This window comes from Metabacillus niabensis, assembly GCF_902829255.1.
GTDB classification, from domain to species: Bacteria; Bacillota; Bacilli; order Bacillales; family Bacillaceae; genus Metabacillus; species Metabacillus niabensis.
The window spans coordinates 1-18,407 of the sequence record NZ_CADEPK010000199.1; the positions used below are offsets into that span (position 1 = coordinate 1).

General features: G+C 37.4%; 16 protein-coding genes. 4 read left to right on the forward strand and 12 right to left on the reverse strand.

What is annotated here, in order from left to right:
- Positions 1-19 precede the first annotated feature (19 nt).
- The 6 genes from HU235_RS13185 to HU235_RS13210 all read right to left on the reverse strand — a co-directional run bounded on the left by HU235_RS13185 (position 20) and on the right by HU235_RS13210 (position 5,836).
- A complete protein-coding gene (locus tag HU235_RS13185) occupies positions 20-388 on the reverse strand; it encodes a hypothetical protein (protein ID WP_174880496.1) in 369 nt (122 codons plus the stop codon).
- Between the two features lie 28 nt (positions 389-416).
- Positions 417-1,124: a hypothetical protein gene (locus tag HU235_RS13190; RefSeq protein WP_174880497.1), complete on the reverse strand. Its 708-nt coding sequence runs from the start codon at positions 1,122-1,124 to the stop codon at positions 417-419.
- A gap of 401 nt (positions 1,125-1,525) precedes the next feature.
- Positions 1,526-1,909 carry a hypothetical protein gene (locus tag HU235_RS13195; protein WP_174880498.1) on the reverse strand — a complete coding sequence of 128 codons (384 nt, stop codon included), beginning with the start codon at positions 1,907-1,909 and terminating at the stop codon, positions 1,526-1,528.
- Positions 1,909-3,468, reverse strand: a complete 1,560-nt coding sequence (locus tag HU235_RS13200; protein WP_174880509.1) for an LXG domain-containing protein — start codon at positions 3,466-3,468, stop codon at positions 1,909-1,911. The genes HU235_RS13195 and HU235_RS13200 overlap by 1 nt, the downstream gene beginning before the upstream one ends.
- Positions 3,469-3,674: 206 nt before the next feature.
- Entirely contained in the window at positions 3,675-4,871 is a 1,197-nt protein-coding gene (locus HU235_RS13205; protein WP_174880499.1) for a macrolide family glycosyltransferase, read from the reverse strand.
- An 80-nt stretch (positions 4,872-4,951) separates the two neighbouring features.
- A complete protein-coding gene (locus HU235_RS13210) occupies positions 4,952-5,836 on the reverse strand; it encodes an AraC family transcriptional regulator (RefSeq protein ID WP_174880500.1) in 885 nt (294 codons plus the stop codon).
- A 265-nt stretch (positions 5,837-6,101) separates the two neighbouring features.
- Between HU235_RS13210 and HU235_RS13215 the strand changes: the two genes are divergently transcribed.
- The gene (locus HU235_RS13215; RefSeq protein WP_174880510.1) at positions 6,102-6,377 is read left to right on the forward strand and encodes an Atu4866 domain-containing protein; all 276 of its coding nucleotides are present in this window, start codon (positions 6,102-6,104) and stop codon (positions 6,375-6,377) included.
- The gene (locus HU235_RS13220; protein WP_174880501.1) at positions 6,377-7,108 is read left to right on the forward strand and encodes an SDR family oxidoreductase; all 732 of its coding nucleotides are present in this window, start codon (positions 6,377-6,379) and stop codon (positions 7,106-7,108) included. Before HU235_RS13215 ends, HU235_RS13220 begins: the two co-directional genes overlap by 1 nt.
- Before the next feature lie 289 nt (positions 7,109-7,397).
- Here the strand turns inward: HU235_RS13220 and HU235_RS13225 are convergent, their stop codons facing one another.
- Complete coding sequence (locus HU235_RS13225) at positions 7,398-7,778, reverse strand: MerR family transcriptional regulator (RefSeq protein ID WP_174880502.1); 381 nt, start codon at positions 7,776-7,778, stop codon at positions 7,398-7,400.
- A 262-nt stretch (positions 7,779-8,040) separates the two neighbouring features.
- On the opposite strand from HU235_RS13225, the gene HU235_RS13230 reads away from it, so the two are divergent.
- Entirely contained in the window at positions 8,041-8,982 is a 942-nt protein-coding gene (locus tag HU235_RS13230) for an aldo/keto reductase (protein ID WP_174880503.1), read from the forward strand.
- 329 nt (positions 8,983-9,311) lie between these two features.
- Here the strand turns inward: HU235_RS13230 and HU235_RS13235 are convergent, their stop codons facing one another.
- From HU235_RS13235 to HU235_RS13250, 4 genes are all read right to left on the reverse strand, one after another.
- Positions 9,312-10,988, reverse strand: a complete 1,677-nt coding sequence (locus tag HU235_RS13235) for a glycoside hydrolase family 2 protein (protein WP_174880504.1) — start codon at positions 10,986-10,988, stop codon at positions 9,312-9,314.
- A gap of 517 nt (positions 10,989-11,505) precedes the next feature.
- Positions 11,506-12,384, reverse strand: coding sequence for a carbohydrate ABC transporter permease (locus tag HU235_RS13240; RefSeq protein ID WP_174880505.1), 879 nt, complete (start codon positions 12,382-12,384; stop codon positions 11,506-11,508).
- A gap of 9 nt (positions 12,385-12,393) precedes the next feature.
- Positions 12,394-13,377, reverse strand: coding sequence for an ABC transporter permease (locus HU235_RS13245; RefSeq protein ID WP_174880506.1), 984 nt, complete (start codon positions 13,375-13,377; stop codon positions 12,394-12,396).
- Between the two features lie 85 nt (positions 13,378-13,462).
- Positions 13,463-15,094 (reverse strand): extracellular solute-binding protein, encoded by a 1,632-nt coding sequence (locus HU235_RS13250; protein ID WP_307190568.1) that lies wholly within the window; start codon positions 15,092-15,094, stop codon positions 13,463-13,465.
- A 641-nt stretch (positions 15,095-15,735) separates the two neighbouring features.
- Here HU235_RS13250 and HU235_RS13255 point away from each other — a divergent pair.
- The gene (locus tag HU235_RS13255; RefSeq protein ID WP_233452221.1) at positions 15,736-16,572 is read left to right on the forward strand and encodes a helix-turn-helix domain-containing protein; all 837 of its coding nucleotides are present in this window, start codon (positions 15,736-15,738) and stop codon (positions 16,570-16,572) included.
- 315 nt (positions 16,573-16,887) lie between these two features.
- Here the strand turns inward: HU235_RS13255 and HU235_RS13260 are convergent, their stop codons facing one another.
- Entirely contained in the window at positions 16,888-17,847 is a 960-nt protein-coding gene (locus tag HU235_RS13260; protein WP_174880508.1) for a VanZ family protein, read from the reverse strand.
- Positions 17,848-18,407: the final 560 nt, after the last annotated feature.

Below are 18,407 nucleotides of genomic sequence, written 5' to 3' on the forward strand. Positions count from 1 at the left end.
AGAATATATAGATAAATTATTATTCAATGAGCACCCTTTTAGCAAGAATCCATCCATTTAATCCATATGAAGCTTGTACTTTGTAGTATTTATAACTATTCTCTTTAATATAATTAATCATATCCTCTACATACTCATAATCCATTGGCCAAGAATAATCTTTTGATTTATCTAACAATTCTTTATTATCTAAAGCAAACGAATTAACATCTCCTTCAACTATATCCAAAAGAATGCTATCAGGTAGCTGATCTTCAAAATGAAAAGCAAAAAAATCTTCGAACAAAATTTTTACTTGTTTTTTTTCGATCACTACTTTTACTTCTATTTTTGAACTCTCAAAATCTATTTGATAATTTAAAATTTTACTATCGTGAATTGTATCCATCAGTTATTCTCCTTATTCTGGTTTTTGTCTAGGAGGTTTTAGACCAATCCCATTTGTGTCTATGAGGAAATGTATGGGTTCCATCGTCAGGATGATTGAAATCTATATCTTCTTTTGCTCTTCCATTTTCATCATAGTACCTTCTTTGTTTAACAGTTCCGTTAGGATTTAGCAAATCTATTGAAGAATTAGGCTCTCCTTTTCCAGGTAAGCTATTCTTATTTTTGACTTCACTATGTTTGGGCATTTTTTTACCGTTTTTTATAATATCATTAAGTTCATCCGTACCCTTAATACCCTTTTTTACATCCTTCCCACCATCCACAACCTTATCAACATTCTTAATCTTACGCGCTAATTTCAAAACCTTCCCAGCTGGTACAATCGAAATCCCCGCAAGAATCCGATCCTGCAATCTAGCTTCCGAATCCAATACCGTATTGACATCATCACCTATGAAAAAATCAAAAACAAACTCTGACCCAGCAACTAACTTATCATCAATTTCAGGCTTTCCTCCACCCAAGGGTCTTCCGAAAATATTATGCTCAAGGGCATAATCATCGCTGTTCACATGGAAGTCTTCATCCATATTCCCTTCAATTTCTCCACTTTGAATACCTTTAAGGAGAGTCTTTATATTTATCGGCAACATCTTTTGAAAGATGTATAAGTCATTCTTTTCTATAGTTGATGATACCTTTGCCTTCGAAGAGAAGCCCTGAAAAAACCTCATAAAAGGCTTCAAGTAATAGCTCCGTGTAATCAATTACTAAGAATACTCGTGATATTAAACAAAGGGACGATTCCCCTGCTTCCATTTTTGAAGCAGAAGAACCGTCCAAAATTTCAACTGACTAAATTTAAATATCATATCTTTTTATTCCTCAATTAAATTATTTGTCGTCCATTCTTTTATTGGTAACTGATAATTTTGTAATTATTTTCAGGATGTACATTAAATTAAATAGGGCATATAATTTACAGTTATTGTACTCACGATAAAATTTGTAAAAATTTCATGTTTCTATTCGATCAATAACAAGAGTTTAATTCGGCACTCCACCCCTATAAACTAAAAAAGGAAGGCTAACAATAGGGTAGCCGTCCAAATTCTACATTAAATAGTTATTTCCTTTATTCTGTTTCATCTATTGACAACACTTCTAAACCTGCACAATAAAACTTAATCATGTTGTTCTCATAATCTTCTACTAAATATTTCTTATTTTGTTCATAGCCACTCGCACTTAAATTATTAATTTTAAAACCCATTAATTGATTGTAATTGTTTCCAAATCCTAATAAATCAAGAGAAGAAACATCATTAAACTTCATTTTCAAAGTGAATTTTCTGTTATCCACTTCTAATAGAAAGTCTATTTCTAAGAATGACACTTGGTCATAATAAGAATTATAACCAATATAATAATGGAAATCTGTAATATACTTAACATTTGTTGATTTAAAATTAGGAATTTTCTTTTCCAATTCTGTTCCTACATACCACTCTTTCATCATTACTTTATCCTCCAAAAATTATATCTAAATTCCATCCCTTTCTCAGGATGGTACCCAGGCCCATATTTATATTCATGTAAATGTGGAACTGAATGGTCTTTTGGCATACTGTGGTCTGAATGGTCAATCCGATATTTCTGTCTACCAAAGTTATCATAAATTACAGTTGATTTTTCTGTTTTACCATTATAATCCCTGTAATGGTCTATTTTTGAACCTGGAGTAGCATTTTGTGGTGCTTTCTTCCTCCAATATTCATCAGGTACAAATGGTTCTTTTGCTATATCATTACCTTTACCCTTATTAACACCTTTTACATCCTTCCCACCATCCACAACCTTATCAACATTCTTAATCTTACGCGCTAATTTCAAAACCTTCCCTGCTGGTACAATCGAAATCCCCGCAAGAATCCGATCCTGCAAACTAGCTTCCGAATCCAATACCGTATTGACATCATCACCTATGAAAAAATCAAAAACAAACTCTGCCCCCGCAACTAACTTATCATCAATTTCAGGCTTTCCTCCACCTAAGGGTCTTCCGAAAATATTATGCTCAAGGGCATAATCATCGCTGTTCACATGGAAGTCTTCATCCATATTCCCTTCAATTTCTCCACTTTGAATACCTTTAAGATAGTTTTGAAGGTTTTTCGTTTGCTCTTCCGTTAACTCAGGAGAGTCCTTATACTTATCAGCAACATCTTTTGGAAGATGTGATAAGTCATTCTTTTCTATAGTAGACGATACCTTTGCCTTCGAAGAGAAGCCTGGAAAAACCTCATGAAATGCTTCAAGCAATAGCTCCGCATAATTCGTATCAATCGCTTTATGATAGAGGTCAATTAGTTTTTCCTTTATTAAGTGAACAGCCTCTTCGTATTCTAATCTAGCTCTTATATCACGATATGGCTCTATATCTGACAATTGGTTTGCTTTAAAGGTTGTTATCTTTATTTGCTTGCTTTTAAACATCGCCTGAATGTCATGAACACAGTTTTTCAGCTTAGTGAAATCTTGATCAATCGTATGTAACGTGTATGTTTGGCGTTGGTCGAATTGTTGGAGTCTTTCAATGGTATTGTCCTTATGCTTCATCGCTTGCCTTACTTTATAGATGAATTCGTCGTCACGTATTGTTGGGACTGACATAATATCAGATATTCGACGGAGAGCATGATTTACTTCATCTGTTAAATCCTTTGTTAGGTTTTCGACTTTTCTTAGTCCATGCTCTAACTCATTATCTAAAAAGCTTTGGCGGATGAAGCCGGATTGTGAGGATTCTACCGTAGATAATGCATAGTTCATCACCTTTAACTTAGCCTTGTATCTTCCAATTGTATCACCTAAAAACGATAGAAAAGGCAGGTGGAATTCCTGGTAGAAGCTACGAATTGCTTGTCCTCCGCTTCCTTTGAATGATTCATCTAGTGAAGTAAATGCTTTTATTGATTTCTCAATATGCTGTAATTGTCTTTCATATGTATCTAAGCTACTGAGTAATCTCTCAATCCCTTGATGAAAAGCCTGTGCATCTAATATCTTGTCTTTAATTAGAGTCTACTCCTTTCTATAACGAAAATCTAGGAAGCTAGAATTCTTATTATGTAGATATAGAAAAATTTAACAAATACATCTTATCTAATTTTCCCAGCCATTACATCGTTATTTTCTCTCATTTTTGATTGTTCGGAGTAGACTTTAGACCTAAAAAACAAGGACGTTCTCTCGCCTCCAATAAGGAAGCAGAAGAATCGTCCCTATACTTTCTGCTTATAAAAGCTCATAATCTCAACAGCCGCTCGTTTGTACCCCCCTTTTTCTTGCAAAAGAGTCCCAAATTCCTCACTTCTTTGTTTATATTCTTCATTATTTAGTAGCTTCAATAAAGATTGCTTCAATGTATCTGAATTACACTCTTTTAAATGAATACCACACCCTAACCGTTCCACCTGCTGTGCAATCATTTCCTGCTCCTGTTGTTGAGGATAAAGAATTAAGGGGACTTTAAAATACAAGCCTTCTTGGGCACTGTTCATCCCTCCATGTGTGACAAAGATGTCCACCTTTTGCAGCAAATCAATTTGATTCACAAAATCATAAAGAATAAAGTTTTCTGGTACAAAAGAAAAATCCGTTTCCTTCATTTTATTTCCTAAAGATAAGACAAATGTTGCCTCGATATCTTTGAATGCGTGAAAACAATCTTCATAAAATTTTTTATTCTCACCAAAGATACTCCCTAACGAAATATACACGACGGGCTTTTCGCTTATCGGTAATGTGACTTTTTCCCCTTCTCCTCGATCCGAAATTGAAGGGCCAGCAAAACAATACGTGTCATCAAACACATCTCCGTTTGGGGTAAATTCCGCAGCAGTATAGACAATATTTAATTTTTCTTTGCTCGCTAATGCATCTAAAAGCGGAGGCTTCTTTATGTTGTACTTTTTGCATAAACGATGCTGAATCGATAATGCCTTCACTAAATGCTTTAAATCCCCTCTTGCAAATTGAAGGATTAAATTGAAAAACTCTTTTGGCATATTTAAGAAGGATTCGTGAAATGGGAAGGTTGTTGTGGAACAAATGGTTGGAATCTGTTTAATTTGACCTACGTATTTCCCCCATGTTGCTAATGAATCATGAATAATATAGTCTGGTTTTTCTCTGTCTACCTCGTTTAATAAAAACTCCAACATGGTTGCGGTGCTTTCGATACAAACCCGAAAAACGATCGGAAAGTATTTCAGCTGTTCTTCTGTATAATTGGTATCCTCTAAACGCTCAATGCTATAAGGCATATATGTAGCACCTGTTTCTTCAATTTTTTCCTTTAAATCAGGAAACGAGTAATATAATACTTCTTCCCCTTGATCAATCAACTCTCTTACTAAAGCGAGCGTCGGATTTGTATGACCATGTGCGGGAATATTAAAAAATATCGCTTTACCCAAGGAAATAATCTCCTTTTATCAATAGAATAGTGTTTTTAATTCATCTTTTTGTCTAGTATTCTTTTAAACTTCAAATTTTTTTATAAAAACGCTTCTCGCATACGTTGTAAGTCTCTCTTAGGGGGCAATCCGAACTTTCGGCTATATTCCCGACTGAAATGGGATGGACTTTCATACCCTACCTGAAACGCTGCTTCGGCTGCTTCTACATTTTCCGTTAATAGGAGTCGGCGCGCTTCCTGAAGGCGTAGCTGTTTCTGGTATTGGATCGGGCTCATGCCTGTTATTTCCTTAAAATAATTGTACAAGGATGAAGGGCTCATTCTCGCTTCCTTTGCCAATCCCTCCACCTTCAAGGGCTTCGCAAACTCACGGTTCAGCAGTTCAATTACCTTAGCAATTCGCTGTGCTTGGCTACCAACGAGTGCAAAATGCTTCAATGTATCATTTTGGTCATTTTGCAAAACCCGGTAAATGATTTCCCGAATAATAGAGGTGTAAAGCACAGGAATATCGTCTGGAGTCTCTAGCAGTCGAATAAGCCGTAAAATCGCGTCGAGAAGCGAGTCACTGATCGGATTGATGACAAGACCTCGTCCTGAAGAGCGGTATGGCACCTCTTGATTGAGCGATTGAATAACCTCGAGTATTTGTCTCATATCAAGCTGTAAATGCACACTTAAATATGGTTCCTCGGCTGTTGCCTTTACGACCTGCCCCGCAATCGGCAAATGAACCGAAGCTGTCAAATAACTAGCCGAATCATATCTATAGCTTTCCTCCCCTAGCATGACGACCTTTGTACCTTGTGCGACCACACATAGAGATGGCTCGTAAACGGTATGAATCGGTTCAGAAACCTCGGATGTTCGGATAAAGCGCAAGCCTGGGATCGCTGTTTCATGTGTCCCATCCGTTTTGACAAATCTCTCCATTAACTCAACTAGATCCTTGTTCTGCTCCATGGAATACTCCTCCATCTCTTCCTGTAACTGTATCTCTAACATTTGCTTTTATTCTATAGTCTTTTGGAGGATTAGGCAATGATTGTGGATCTTCCGGCTACCACCCTAACTTCATATCACTTCATAATAAAGCTGTCATCATCCATTTCAATTGGAGGTTAACAAATTGCAGAAAACATTGGTACCCGTTCTACTGTTTAACCTCTTGGCATTACAATCTTGCCAAGATGCCAACCTCCACTTAAACATGAAAGGAGATAGAGAAATGAATATAGAACAAGCTCATTCGCATCCATATGTCGGCATGTGGGTGACCTCAGATGGTTATATTCGCCACGAGCTGCTGCCGAATGGACGATACGACGAAGCTCGCGGAAATCGCCAAAGCGCCTATCAAGGAAGCTATACCGTCAAAGGCAATCATATCGAATATGTCGATGATACTGGCTTTACAGCTGACGGTGATTTTGTCGATGGAGTGCTGTACCACGCAGGTATGGTGCTATATCGTGAAGAACAAAGTGAAGGGAGCAAGAAATAATGTCTGTACTTAATGGAAAAGTAGTGATTATTACAGGAGCAAGTAGTGGAATTGGTGAAACGACAGCACGTCTACTCGCAAGTCAAGGTGCTCATACTGTTATTGGAGCACGACGATTGGAAAGATTAGAAGCCCTGGCATCTGACATTCGTGCAGATGGAGGCTCTGTCGTTGTTCAACAACTCGATGTGACCGATTTGGAACAGATGCAAGCAATTATCGAGGTAGCTATGAGCCGATTTGGACGAGTGGACGCAATTGTCAACAATGCAGGCGTCATGCCACTCTCTCCTTTGGAAGCCTTAAAGATTGAAGAATGGAACCGCATGATTGATGTTAATATTCGTGGCGTTCTCCATGGCATTGCTGCAGGTCTTCCTGTCATGAAGGAACAAGGATTTGGACATGTTATCAATCTAGCATCGATCGGCGCCTACGAGGTTACCCCTACAGCAGCCGTGTACTGTGCAACGAAATATGCCGTGAAGGCAATAACAGATGGTTTGCGGCAAGAGGTTGCGGGGCAAGGCATCCGAGTGACCCTCGTATCACCAGGTGTAACAGAATCAGAGCTAGCCGAAAGCATTTCAGATACCGAGGCGAGGGAATTCATGAAAGAATACCGTCGTATCGCCCTACCAGCTTCTTCCATTGCCCGGGCAATTGCTTATGCAATCGAACAGCCGACGAATGTTGATGTGAATGAAATGGTGATTAGACCTGTAGTGTAGTTTATTTATAGAAGGAACGATGACAAAAAATCGCAAGCTGGATTTTCTTCTATATCCTGTTTGCGATTTTTTGGCTTTATGTATAATTTTGGCGTAAGCTTCGTAGTAAAAAGGATAGCCTTGTGATCAAACCTGTTTCTACTTTATTCTCCTGAGCTGCCTGTTCTAATGTTTCCCCAGTTCAAATGCACCACAAGGAAGAGACCAACTTCCACCCCTGTTATTAACCATTATCCATTATAAATCTTAAGGCTAGATGTCCCATTGCTTTGTTAGCACGTTATTAAAGTCACAGTTTACACTTTTCCAGGTCCTTTAATTGCATGTCATACAATGCCATCTTATAGTTGATTTTTTCTAGAGTTTTAATTAACTGAAGCATTTGTTTCTCAATTCTTTGTTTGTGTTCCACCATTATTTGTTTTCGTTGTTGCAGAGTTTGGTCCCCATCTTTATGCAATTCAACGTATTCTCTTATTTCAGCTAAGGGAATACCAGTTGAACGAAGCGCTAAAATAGTTTCTATCCAATCAATACTTGACTCATCATACAAGCGGATTCCGTTTTCATTTCGTTCTGCATAAGGCAGTACTCCTTGTTTTTCATAGAAGCGAAGCGTATGAGATGTTATCCCTGTTTTTTCTGAAACATCTTTAATAGTATATTTCATACTTACATATCCCCCCATAAATAGTTAGAGTTACATTAATATAAATATATAGTTTTACGTACTTTTTGTAATGATATTTACTCTATTTTTAATATAACACACTAATAATTTTACACTTGTATACAAAGAAACATAGTAAGAAGTAATATGTTTAAATTTGTTTTATTTTATAATCTCATATATAGCTTGACTTAGATAATGCTCTAACATCTATCCTAAGAGAGTAATAACATTGTGAACTATTAGGAGAGAGGTGGCCATAATGCAGAAGCGAAAACTTGGAAACTTAGGACTGGAAGTGTCAGCCCTAGGTCTAGGCACGATGATGATGCCCAATAATGAAGAGTCGGTGAAGACAATCCAGGGTGCGTTGGATTTAGGAGTAACGATGTTCGATACTGCGGATATTTACGGAGAATTTGAGCAACAGAGGTTCGGAGTCAATGAGAAACTAGTTGGACGGGCGCTCAAATCGCGCCGGGATGAGGTCGTGATTGCGACAAAGTTTGGATTAACACATACTCAAGGAGTGAAAGGCGATTCCGCATATATTAAAAAGTCCGTAGATGCAAGCTTGTATCATCTAGGTCTAGATTATATCGACCTGTATTATCAGCATAGGGTTGATCCAAATACACCGATTGAAGAAACAGTCGGAACTATGGCTGATTTAGTAAAGGAAGGGAAGATTCGTTATATCGGCCTGTCTGAACCGTCAGCCGATGAGATTCGCAGGGCTCATGCTGTACATCCAATCACCGCGGTGGAAACCGAATATTCACTGTGGAGCAGAGAGGTGGAGGATGAGGTTCTGCCGCTGCTGAAGAAATTAGTGATCGGCTTCGTCCCTTACAGTCCACTTGGTCGGGGCTTTTTAACCGGTCAAATCAAGAAGTACGAAGATTTACCAGAGGACGATTATCGCCGCAACTATGAGCGGTTCCAAGGTGAGAACTTCACTAAAAATTTGGAGGTCGTTTCTCTCATCGAAGAAATGGCTAAACAAAAAGGCTGCACTACCGCTCAACTTTCGCTTGCTTGGCTGCTGGCGCAGGGCGATCAAATCGTCCCTATTCCTGGGTCGAAGAGGCTGGACAGAGTGCAGGAAAACCTCGGCGCCCTTCAAGTTAATCTATCGAAGGAAGATCTTAAGGAGATTGAACGCATCTCTCCAAAAGGATCCGCAGCCGGTGGGCGCTTTTAAGGACATAGTTCTGAAAAGCGAAGTAATGGGAATACAGGAAGATAACCATTGTTTCCTACTATTGCAGTTGTTCAAAGCTGCTATGTTTATATCGTAACCATCTTAGTTTTATAGATTTCGTGGAGAAGTTTGGTTCTATTAACTCCGCAGTTTGGTTCTTTAGAAATCCCCTAAAAAGTAAATTTAGGTGATTTTCTATTGATAGACTTTTTTAGCACCTCCAGGTAGTTGGGGTAGTTGGGGAGACTATCCACTCAAGAAGGCTCAATCCGCTTTTCTAATTAGGATTGAGCCCTTTTCTTTGAAGCACATTCATCCATCTACAATCACTACTTCTGATAGGAATGGAATAGTTCCTTCACCTTATGATAAGCAAGCTTTTCTCGTCGATAAATATCTACTAATCCCTTATTATTTCGGGATTTTGGCCTTCCATGAAACCAGCCCTTGTCTACCCTGCAATCTGCATACTGCCAGATGATTACACCACTTAAATCGTCATCGGATAAAATGGACGATACTTGTTCCTCTAAAGCATACGCCTGGTATTCTTCCGTCCACTTTTCCTGATTATTACTTCTATGACCATAGATTGCGCCCGCTCCTATTTCACTAATCAGTAAAGGTTTACCTGCCCCACCAGTACTATTAACGAATTTTTTAAGAGTGTTCAAAGAATCTTTTACTGGTGTATCATGGTACCAGCCGGGATAGATATTAAATGATACAATATCAACCAAATCCAGGCACAAATCTGAGCCTATATGTGCTTCAAGGCTGGCGAAGGATACCGGACGGCTTGGATCGAGACTCTTTATAAGCTCAAACTGCTTGGCATAACATGACCTTCCGAACTCTGTGTTACTCACACATTCATTTAAAATCCCCCATACATAGATCGATGGATGGTTTATATGATTTTCGATCATCTCTTTAATGCAATCCAAACTTTGTTTTTCAAAGTTTTTGTGTCTCATCTGTTTTTCACTTAATCCTCTTGCATGAGATTCCTCCCACACTAGGATTCCATTTTCATCACACAAATCCAGAAAACGTTCATCATTAGGATAATGGCTAGTACGAATGCAGTTTGCACCTAATGATTTAATGATTTCGATATCACGATACATGGCCTCAATCGGAATCGCACATCCAAATTCCGCATAATCTTCATGGCGGTTTACACCTTTAATGATCACTTTTTCATCATTAAACAAAATATCCTTTCCGTCCACTTTTATTTCACGAAAGCCTACTCTGTCTATGATATCATCCACAACTTTATCATTCTCCAAAAGCATAGCATGCATCATATACAAGTTAGGATTTTCCAATGTATATGGAATAGCAAAAGGAAATTCAAAGGTTCCCTTCAATTGTGTTTTCGCATTAGGCTGAAGAAGTTTCTCAGAAAAGGATACCTCCTCATCTCCGATATTAATGTTCACCGTTACGTTCTTTTGCTCACTGGAAAGATTCCTTACTGCGGCACTGATGGATGCATACCATTTCCCATTTTCCTGATATGGGATAAAGTGGACATTTTCAATAAACATTTGACCTATTTCTTCCATTACAACTGGACGCGTAATTCCACCATATGAATAATAATCATTGCTCACATGCAAAGCAGATTCCTCGTGAAAAGAATTATCTACCTTAACCTCCAACAAATGCTCACCATAGGGGATATCCTCTAATAATACGCTAAATTCTGTATAGGCATTATAATGGTATCCAACCTGTTTCTTGTCCAAGTAGATATATGCCGTGTGGCTGACTCCTTTGAATACCAGACGGGCATTACCGCCGAAGGTTACCTTTTTAGAATAAACCGCTTTTCCTTTATAAGACGAAAGCCTAGGATTGCTCTCCCAGCAACCCGGAACAAGCATGTTGAATTTCTCCTGTTTTTCCTCCTCTGAATTTAGAGTATGAAAATCCCAGACAGGATCAAGAGGGATTTCTTTACGTACATAGTGATTTTGAAATAATCTCGTATTCATAATTGTCCTCCATAAGATTCGTTATCTACAATTATAGAAAACCGATACAAATATGGAATGCTAGAGAGTAAGCACTTCATGTCAAATAGTAACATTCGATCATACACATAAGTTCAATTGGTGTAATAGTTTAACAAGTGTATGTCTAAAAGTTGGGAGATTAACAATGGACAGTGTTATGTCAGCAAAATCCTTTTAAGAATGACGGATGGAAATTAGTATTTCACTAGGTGTTTTCCAAATTTCTGAGGGAATTTAATTCTATTAAGTTCAAAGTTTGCCTATACTACTACAATGGATACTTTTATTGGAGATACTTACGTAAGTACAATAGAACTTCAGCAAACAAAATAGGCGCAAACTTTTTAAGTTCATGCGCCTTTTTAATAATCACTATTAATTTAAGGAATGATCATTCTTTCCTGTCAAAATTGAATTTACTTCTTCAAGTCTCTTAACAATCCTTTTCCCTTAGAATTAGTACATATCAACCAACTTTTGTAAGAAAGAAAATCTATTACCCTTTTATTCCACCTATCATGACACCCTTAACAAAATACTTTTGTAGGAAAGGGTATAAACATAGAATTGGTAATGTTGCCACAACGATAGTCGCGTACTTTACAGTCTCCCCAATCGGAATAGCATCCACTGTACCAACTCCTGATGTCATGCTGCTTGTGTCGTTTGCAATTAAAATTTCACGTAGGATGAGCTGAACCGGAAAAAGCTCCCTATCCTGCAAATAGATCATCGCAGGGAACCATGAATTCCAATGATATACACCATAGAAGAGAATCATAACAGAGACGACAGGTAGTGACAGTGGCAGAATGATTTTAAAAAGAATCGTAAAGTCATTTGCACCATCAATACGAGCTGACTCTTCTAAGCTGGCCGGTATTCCTTGGAAGGCAGTACGCATGATAATGAGGTTAAACGCACTTACTGCTGTTGGGAAAATTAACGCCCAACGAGTATCAATCATATTCAACTCACTGACAAGCAAGTAAGAAGGAATAAGTCCTCCTTCGAAAAACATCGTGAAAACAATCATAAACATGATCAAGTTAGCCCACATGACATTTTTTCTAGAAAGCGCATAGGCACCTAAAGATGTTAGGAAAATATTGAGAGTTGTACCAATCACTACATAAAATAACGTGTTAAGGTAAGACGTCACAATCATTGGGTTTTTAAATACCAATGTATATGCTTCAAGGGTGAAATCCTTTGGGGCAAGCATGATCCCTCTATTTTGGGCAACATAAGTGGGATCACTCACGGATGCAAATAAAATATAAAGTAGTGGGTATAGCGTTATGATTGATAAACTAACGAGAAATAGTATATTCACATAATCAAATAAACGCTCTCCCAGTGTCTTTTTCATCATGGATCCCTCCTACCACAATTTGGTGTCTCCAACTTTTCTTGCGATACCGTTAGCTATGATCAGTAACGTAAAGGCGATAACTGCCTTAAATAGACCAACAGCAGCACTGTAGCTGAAGTTGCTCTCCAGAATCCCTTTTCTGTATACATAGGTTCCGATTACATCAGCCGTTTCATAGGTTGTCGGGTTATACATTAATAAGATTTTCTCATCACCAACTGTCATGAACTTTCCAATAAGCAAGATTAACAAGATAACAATTGTTGGCATAATTCCCGGTAAAGTAATATGAATCATTTGTTTAAAGCGACCGGCACCATCCATCTTTGCAGCTTCATACAATGCTGGATCAATATTAGACATCGCCGCAAGAAAAATAATCGAACTCCAACCAACATTCTGCCAAATGTCTGATCCGATAAAAAGGGTTCTAAACCATTCTGCCTCTCTCATAAAAGCAATCGGTTCAATGCCAAATAAAGATACTAATAAACTATTTACCACACCGTCTCTTGCTGTGAAATCAAATAAGATACCGACGATAACGACCAATGAGACAAAGTGAGGCATGTAGGTAATCGTTTGAACGGTTCGTTTAAATATTCTGCCCTTCACTTCATTAAGTAATAAAGCCAGAATGATTCCTGCAGGAAAGGCAAAAAGCAAGCTATAAAGGCTAAGAAGAATGGTATTAGTTAAAAGTCTCCAAAAATAGTAACTATTAAAAAATTCTATAAAGTGATCAAAGCCTACCCACGGACTTCCAAGAAAACCAAGGACTGGTGAGTAATCTTTGAAAGCAATTTGCAACCCATACATAGGTCCATACTGGAAGATAATATAATAGAGGACCACCGGAGAAACCATTAAATAGATCACTTTGTTTCTTTTGAAATCTTTGATGACATTCTCTATGAAGCTAGCAAATTTTGTGTTTAAGCTACTTTTCGTCTCTGAGTTAAACGCTGTAGCTTCCTTTTCCAATTTCGCCATTACTCCACCCCTTTCTCCATCATATATGGATGTTTAAAATGCTGTTGCGTTGAGGGTCTCTCAACACAACAGCAGAAACACGAAATTATCTTTCCATATAACGGTCTAAAGCAGCTTGTTGAAGTTCAATTGCTCTTTCAATCCCCATTCCTTTTAATGTCTCAACGAAATCATCAAAATGATCCAGCGGTTCTTCACCCATGATGAAATTGATAACTGTTTCATCATAATACGTGTTGATGTCACTCATAATGGAGTTAAATTCTTCACTTTCTTCAACATTTAGCGTAGTTGGAGGCATATTAATTTTATTCTCTGCTGTTTCCCCCCATATCTTAACCGCATCCTTTTGTTCAGGTAATTCATAGTATTGTTCCAAATAACGTTTATCTTGAATAAGCGGTCCACCATAAGATGCTCTTATATATTTTCCTAAAGCTTGTGTCATTGGCAAACCATCTGGATTATTCGTAATTTCCTCTGTGTAAGTAGGGTTTCCGTCTATCATTTCATAGCTTTTTCCTTCAATCCCAAAGTTAAAGAGCATATGGCCTTCCTCTGAGTAGGCATAATCAAGCCATTTCACAATTTCCTCCGGATTCTCAGCTGTACCTGAAATCGCAGCACTATGCATACCTGAATATGCATGCTCTAGATGACCTGTTGCTGCCTTTTCCCCTTCTTTAAGGCTAGGATTCGGCGCAGGGATAAGCTTAAAGTCAGGATTCTTCTCTTCCATTAACCCTGTATATTTTCCAATTCCCCCACCACTAAAGCCAAAGAAACTACCAAGTTGATCATTTGTTACCTTGGCATCCATTAACTTAAAATCAACTGCAGAAAAATCGGGGTCGAGTAATCCTTTCTCATACCAACTATTCATCGTTGTTAAAAAGTCTTTAAATTCCGGTTGAATCGCCCCATATTTGACAGTCCCATTGTCGTTATAGAATTGAGCATGAATTCCATACGCTCCAACAAACGCTCCTATATACTTAAAATCATTAAGCTGAACAATAGGGGGAATTTCATCTGCCTTACCATTACCGTTAGGGTCTCCATTTTTAATGGCTGTTAAGACTTCCTCCCATTCACTAATCGTTGTTGGTACTTCTAAATTCAGTTTGTCCAGCCAATCTTGACGGATGATCATACCCAAAAATACCATTAGTGATTCATCACCACGAAGGAATGGAAACGTATAAATATTCCCTTCATCGGTTGTCACCATTTTCTTAACTTCTGGGTTTTCATTTAAATATTTAGTTAGATTTGGTGCATAGTGCTCGATCAATTCATTCAAGCGTATGATTGTACCCGCTTCAATCGCCTGATCAGGACCATTTGGAACAGTCCGCCAATTATACTCAATCACATCAGGTAACTTTCCAGATGCAACCATCAGGTTAAACTGTTCTGTAATATCCGAACCTTCCCCTGATGGATGTTTAAACTCAACCTTTGTACCCGTAATCTTTTCTAGCTCTTGATATGCCGCTACATCGTTTAGGCTTTTTGAAGTTGCTGCCACATTAGGAACTAACTCTGTCCAATACGTTATTTCATCTGGATATCCTACGTCCTCTGGATCCTTTAGTTCAATTTCTTTGTCTTTCTCTCCTTCACTAGCTGTCTCTTTACCAGAACACCCAACAACTAATAGTAAAAATAGTAGAAGCAGGAATAATCCCGATAGCGTTTTCATTTCCTTCATCATGTTAAGCAGACCTCCCTTTCATATTTACCTTAAAAACTTGGTTCGAATGAATCATAAGTCAAGTAAAGGCTAAAGACCGAGGTGCAAATGTGTAACAACACGTGTCATGCTGTATTTAGATGTTTATAAAGCTCCTTTACATACCAATGCTCAGGAATCATATCAAATTGATAATGGCGGTATCATATCCTCTACAACAAAATCCGCATCTTGAAGAACCAGCTATGGTCAACGGATCCCTCATTCCTCAAATCTACTTGATTTAGCATCAATAACCATTTGCGTTAAATTGACCAATATCTTTAATCGTTCTTCATTTGTATCTAGTAAAGTTAAAGTACCTTTGTTTAAAGGTTTTGAATGAATCATTTACCAAATACACTGGCGACCGAAAAACAAACTCCCTGCTCTTAACACGACTAAATTAGGCTTCTGAATTGTAATCGAAATCCCCTCCAATACTTTTAATATCCCAATTATAGATAGCAGTTACATGATTAGAAATGTAAGAGAGTAATCACTTCATGTCAAAAAGTACGATTAGATAATCCTTAGAATTTCATATGATATAATAAACAAATAATAAAATGTCTAAAAGTATCAATAATTTGTCTAAAAGTATGGGGGAGATGTTTTTAGCGATGAATAGCTTAGATATTTTCAACGAACTTTCAGAGCTCATCAAGCTCGGAATAAATTCTTGTAATGATGTTGCACATCGTAATAGTTGGATTGAGAGAAGACAACATAAGGATTATGACTTATGGTGCATTCAAGAAGGACAGATTGAAATTCGTATCAAAGAAGAGGTGTATCTCGCTTCTGAGGGAGATTTGATTCTTTTCACTCCACAAATTGCCTATACAGCTACAACCTTAGGTACTGGTTGCAAATTTATATTCACACACTTCGAATTTAGTCTTGGGGATCATCTTCGGATATTAGACAATTTTCAGCTTTCTGGCATTATTAGTAGTACGCTTGTTGAAGAGGAGATTCACCTTTTTTTAGAGACGTATAACCAATATAAACGTAATGCTCCCATGTCAGAGATTCGTTTGAAGGGTTGTTTGACGATTTTAATTGCTAAAATTATAGAACAGTACGGTCTTAAACAATATCGAGGGCAATTCACGCATGACCCAACTAATCAGAAAGTAACCATGGATTTTGTTAAGCTTCAGCCTGTATTCGATTATATCCATGAACACCTTCATCAACCTCTTCGCGTTGAAGAGATTGCTGATGTAGCTGGTATGTCAGAGAAGTATTTTATCACATATTTTAAGCAATCGATTGGTCTAACACCGGGACGTTACATTTATCAATTAAAAATGAATCGTGCCCGAGAATTATTGTACCTTAAACGCTATTCAATCCAGCAAATTGCAAGTATGCTCGGCTACCCTGATCCTTACAGCTTCTCTAAAGCGTTTAAAAAATATTATAAAGTGCCTCCATCTAAGTTTGTTTGGTGAGGTTAGATGTACTGTTGATGTATGATAAAGTATTTCTTTCTAACGTCTTATCCTAATCTTCATTTTCACCCTACAGTACACTGAAGAATGGGACTTGATTCTTTTTGATCGATTATCCATGTTAGTTCCATCTATCTAAAAAAACGTCTAAATCCCTATCCATCAAGGGTTTTAGACGTTTTTCGACTCTTGTTTAGTTGAATTAATTGTGCTTTACACGTCTTATTCTAATGCTATTCAGTGGATATGGCACATCCTTGTTTGGTGTAAACTCCGCAGCAGTATAGACAATATAGTGGCATCCACTTCTGCTCATCAGTTCTTTATTTCCGTAAGAGTTACATCCCACAATAAAACATTTGTATTCGGATTTTCGTCTACATTGATAATCTTCACTGTAAGCTCTTTCGCACCTCGTATGTCCGTTTCAAAATAATTCTCATTACTTCGTTCTGCTCCATTTACTGCATATGAGCTTGTATCAATTTCTTTCCCATCTAAGATAAACGTGATCGCGCTTGCACCATGGCTTACATCGTCTGGAATAGCGCTATAGCCTGAAATTTTTAAATACTTTCCATCCAATTGCAAAGTAAACGTATTAGTTCTAGGATTTTCTCTACTATATAAATTGATTTTTGGTTCCACCTTTTGATGCGCAACTTCAAAACTGGTGAGATTTGCGTCCCAAGAAACAGAGCCTTCCTTCAATGTGAGTTCATGCAACCCGATTTCTCTGCCTGCTTCAACTTTTGATGCATCTTTAAAAAAATGATTCATTCCCTCAACCAATACAATTGTACCAATTGAAAGAAGGATTGCTATGGTGAAAACTTTACTCATGCCCTTCACTGTATCTTTCGACCCTGCCACAAGTTTTTGTGCACAAAATCCGACCGCAGCACCTAATGTATTCGTAAGAACATCATCAATATCAAAACTCCCCAAATGTGTGACCATTTGTATAGCTTCAAGCACCAAAATGGATATACAAAATATACTAATAAATCGTAAAAAACTGCTTCGAAACAACAGGGGAATGAAAATCCCATAAGGTATAAAGGCTGCGAAGTTAGCAAAGTTAAAAAACCAAATGTGAAGGTCTTTTCCTATTGGCGAATATAAAGGAATCTCACTTGGTATGAAATTGTACATATACCCAGCGTTATCAATATGACTTGTTCTGTCAAAGCCGAAATACAAGAAGTAAAGCATCAAAACGGTATAAGCTGCTAGCAAGCTGATAGTAATGGAACGTGCTTTTCCTTTAAACATAAAAAAATCCTCTCTCTATACTCTGTTAGAAACATCCCTTTCTATGATAAAGCTGGGAGGTTTCCAGTTCCGTTTTTTAGAATGTTTTATTGGTATGGATAAAATTTATCTTGAACACTATTGTGTTTTTTTAGAGTGCTTAACGTTACAGCTTTGTATTTATTTTAACAATATTTAGAGGTTATTCCATAGTTGATTTTTATACAGCTCTAGTAATAGATTGTGATAGTTAATACTGTTAATTTTCTCCTATCCTGAGTAGGCATCTTAGATTTTAGTTAAATCTTTAATTAGTACTCTAATTGATCACAAAAAATAACAAGCATGTTAAAAATGAATGTGAGTGGTTTTGAATGTAGTAAAGCTAATTTTCACTTGAACTATAAAATGCATACTTCAATTATCGAAATATCGCATTTCTTCCTAAACTAAAGGGGCAGGTTAGCATTCCTGTAGATCGTTATTTTTAAGCTTTGATAAAAATAGGGCTCCTCAGTAAGATATGAGTATAGACACCACTCTAACTCAAAATCCTAGGAGGAACCCTTACCATGAATTTT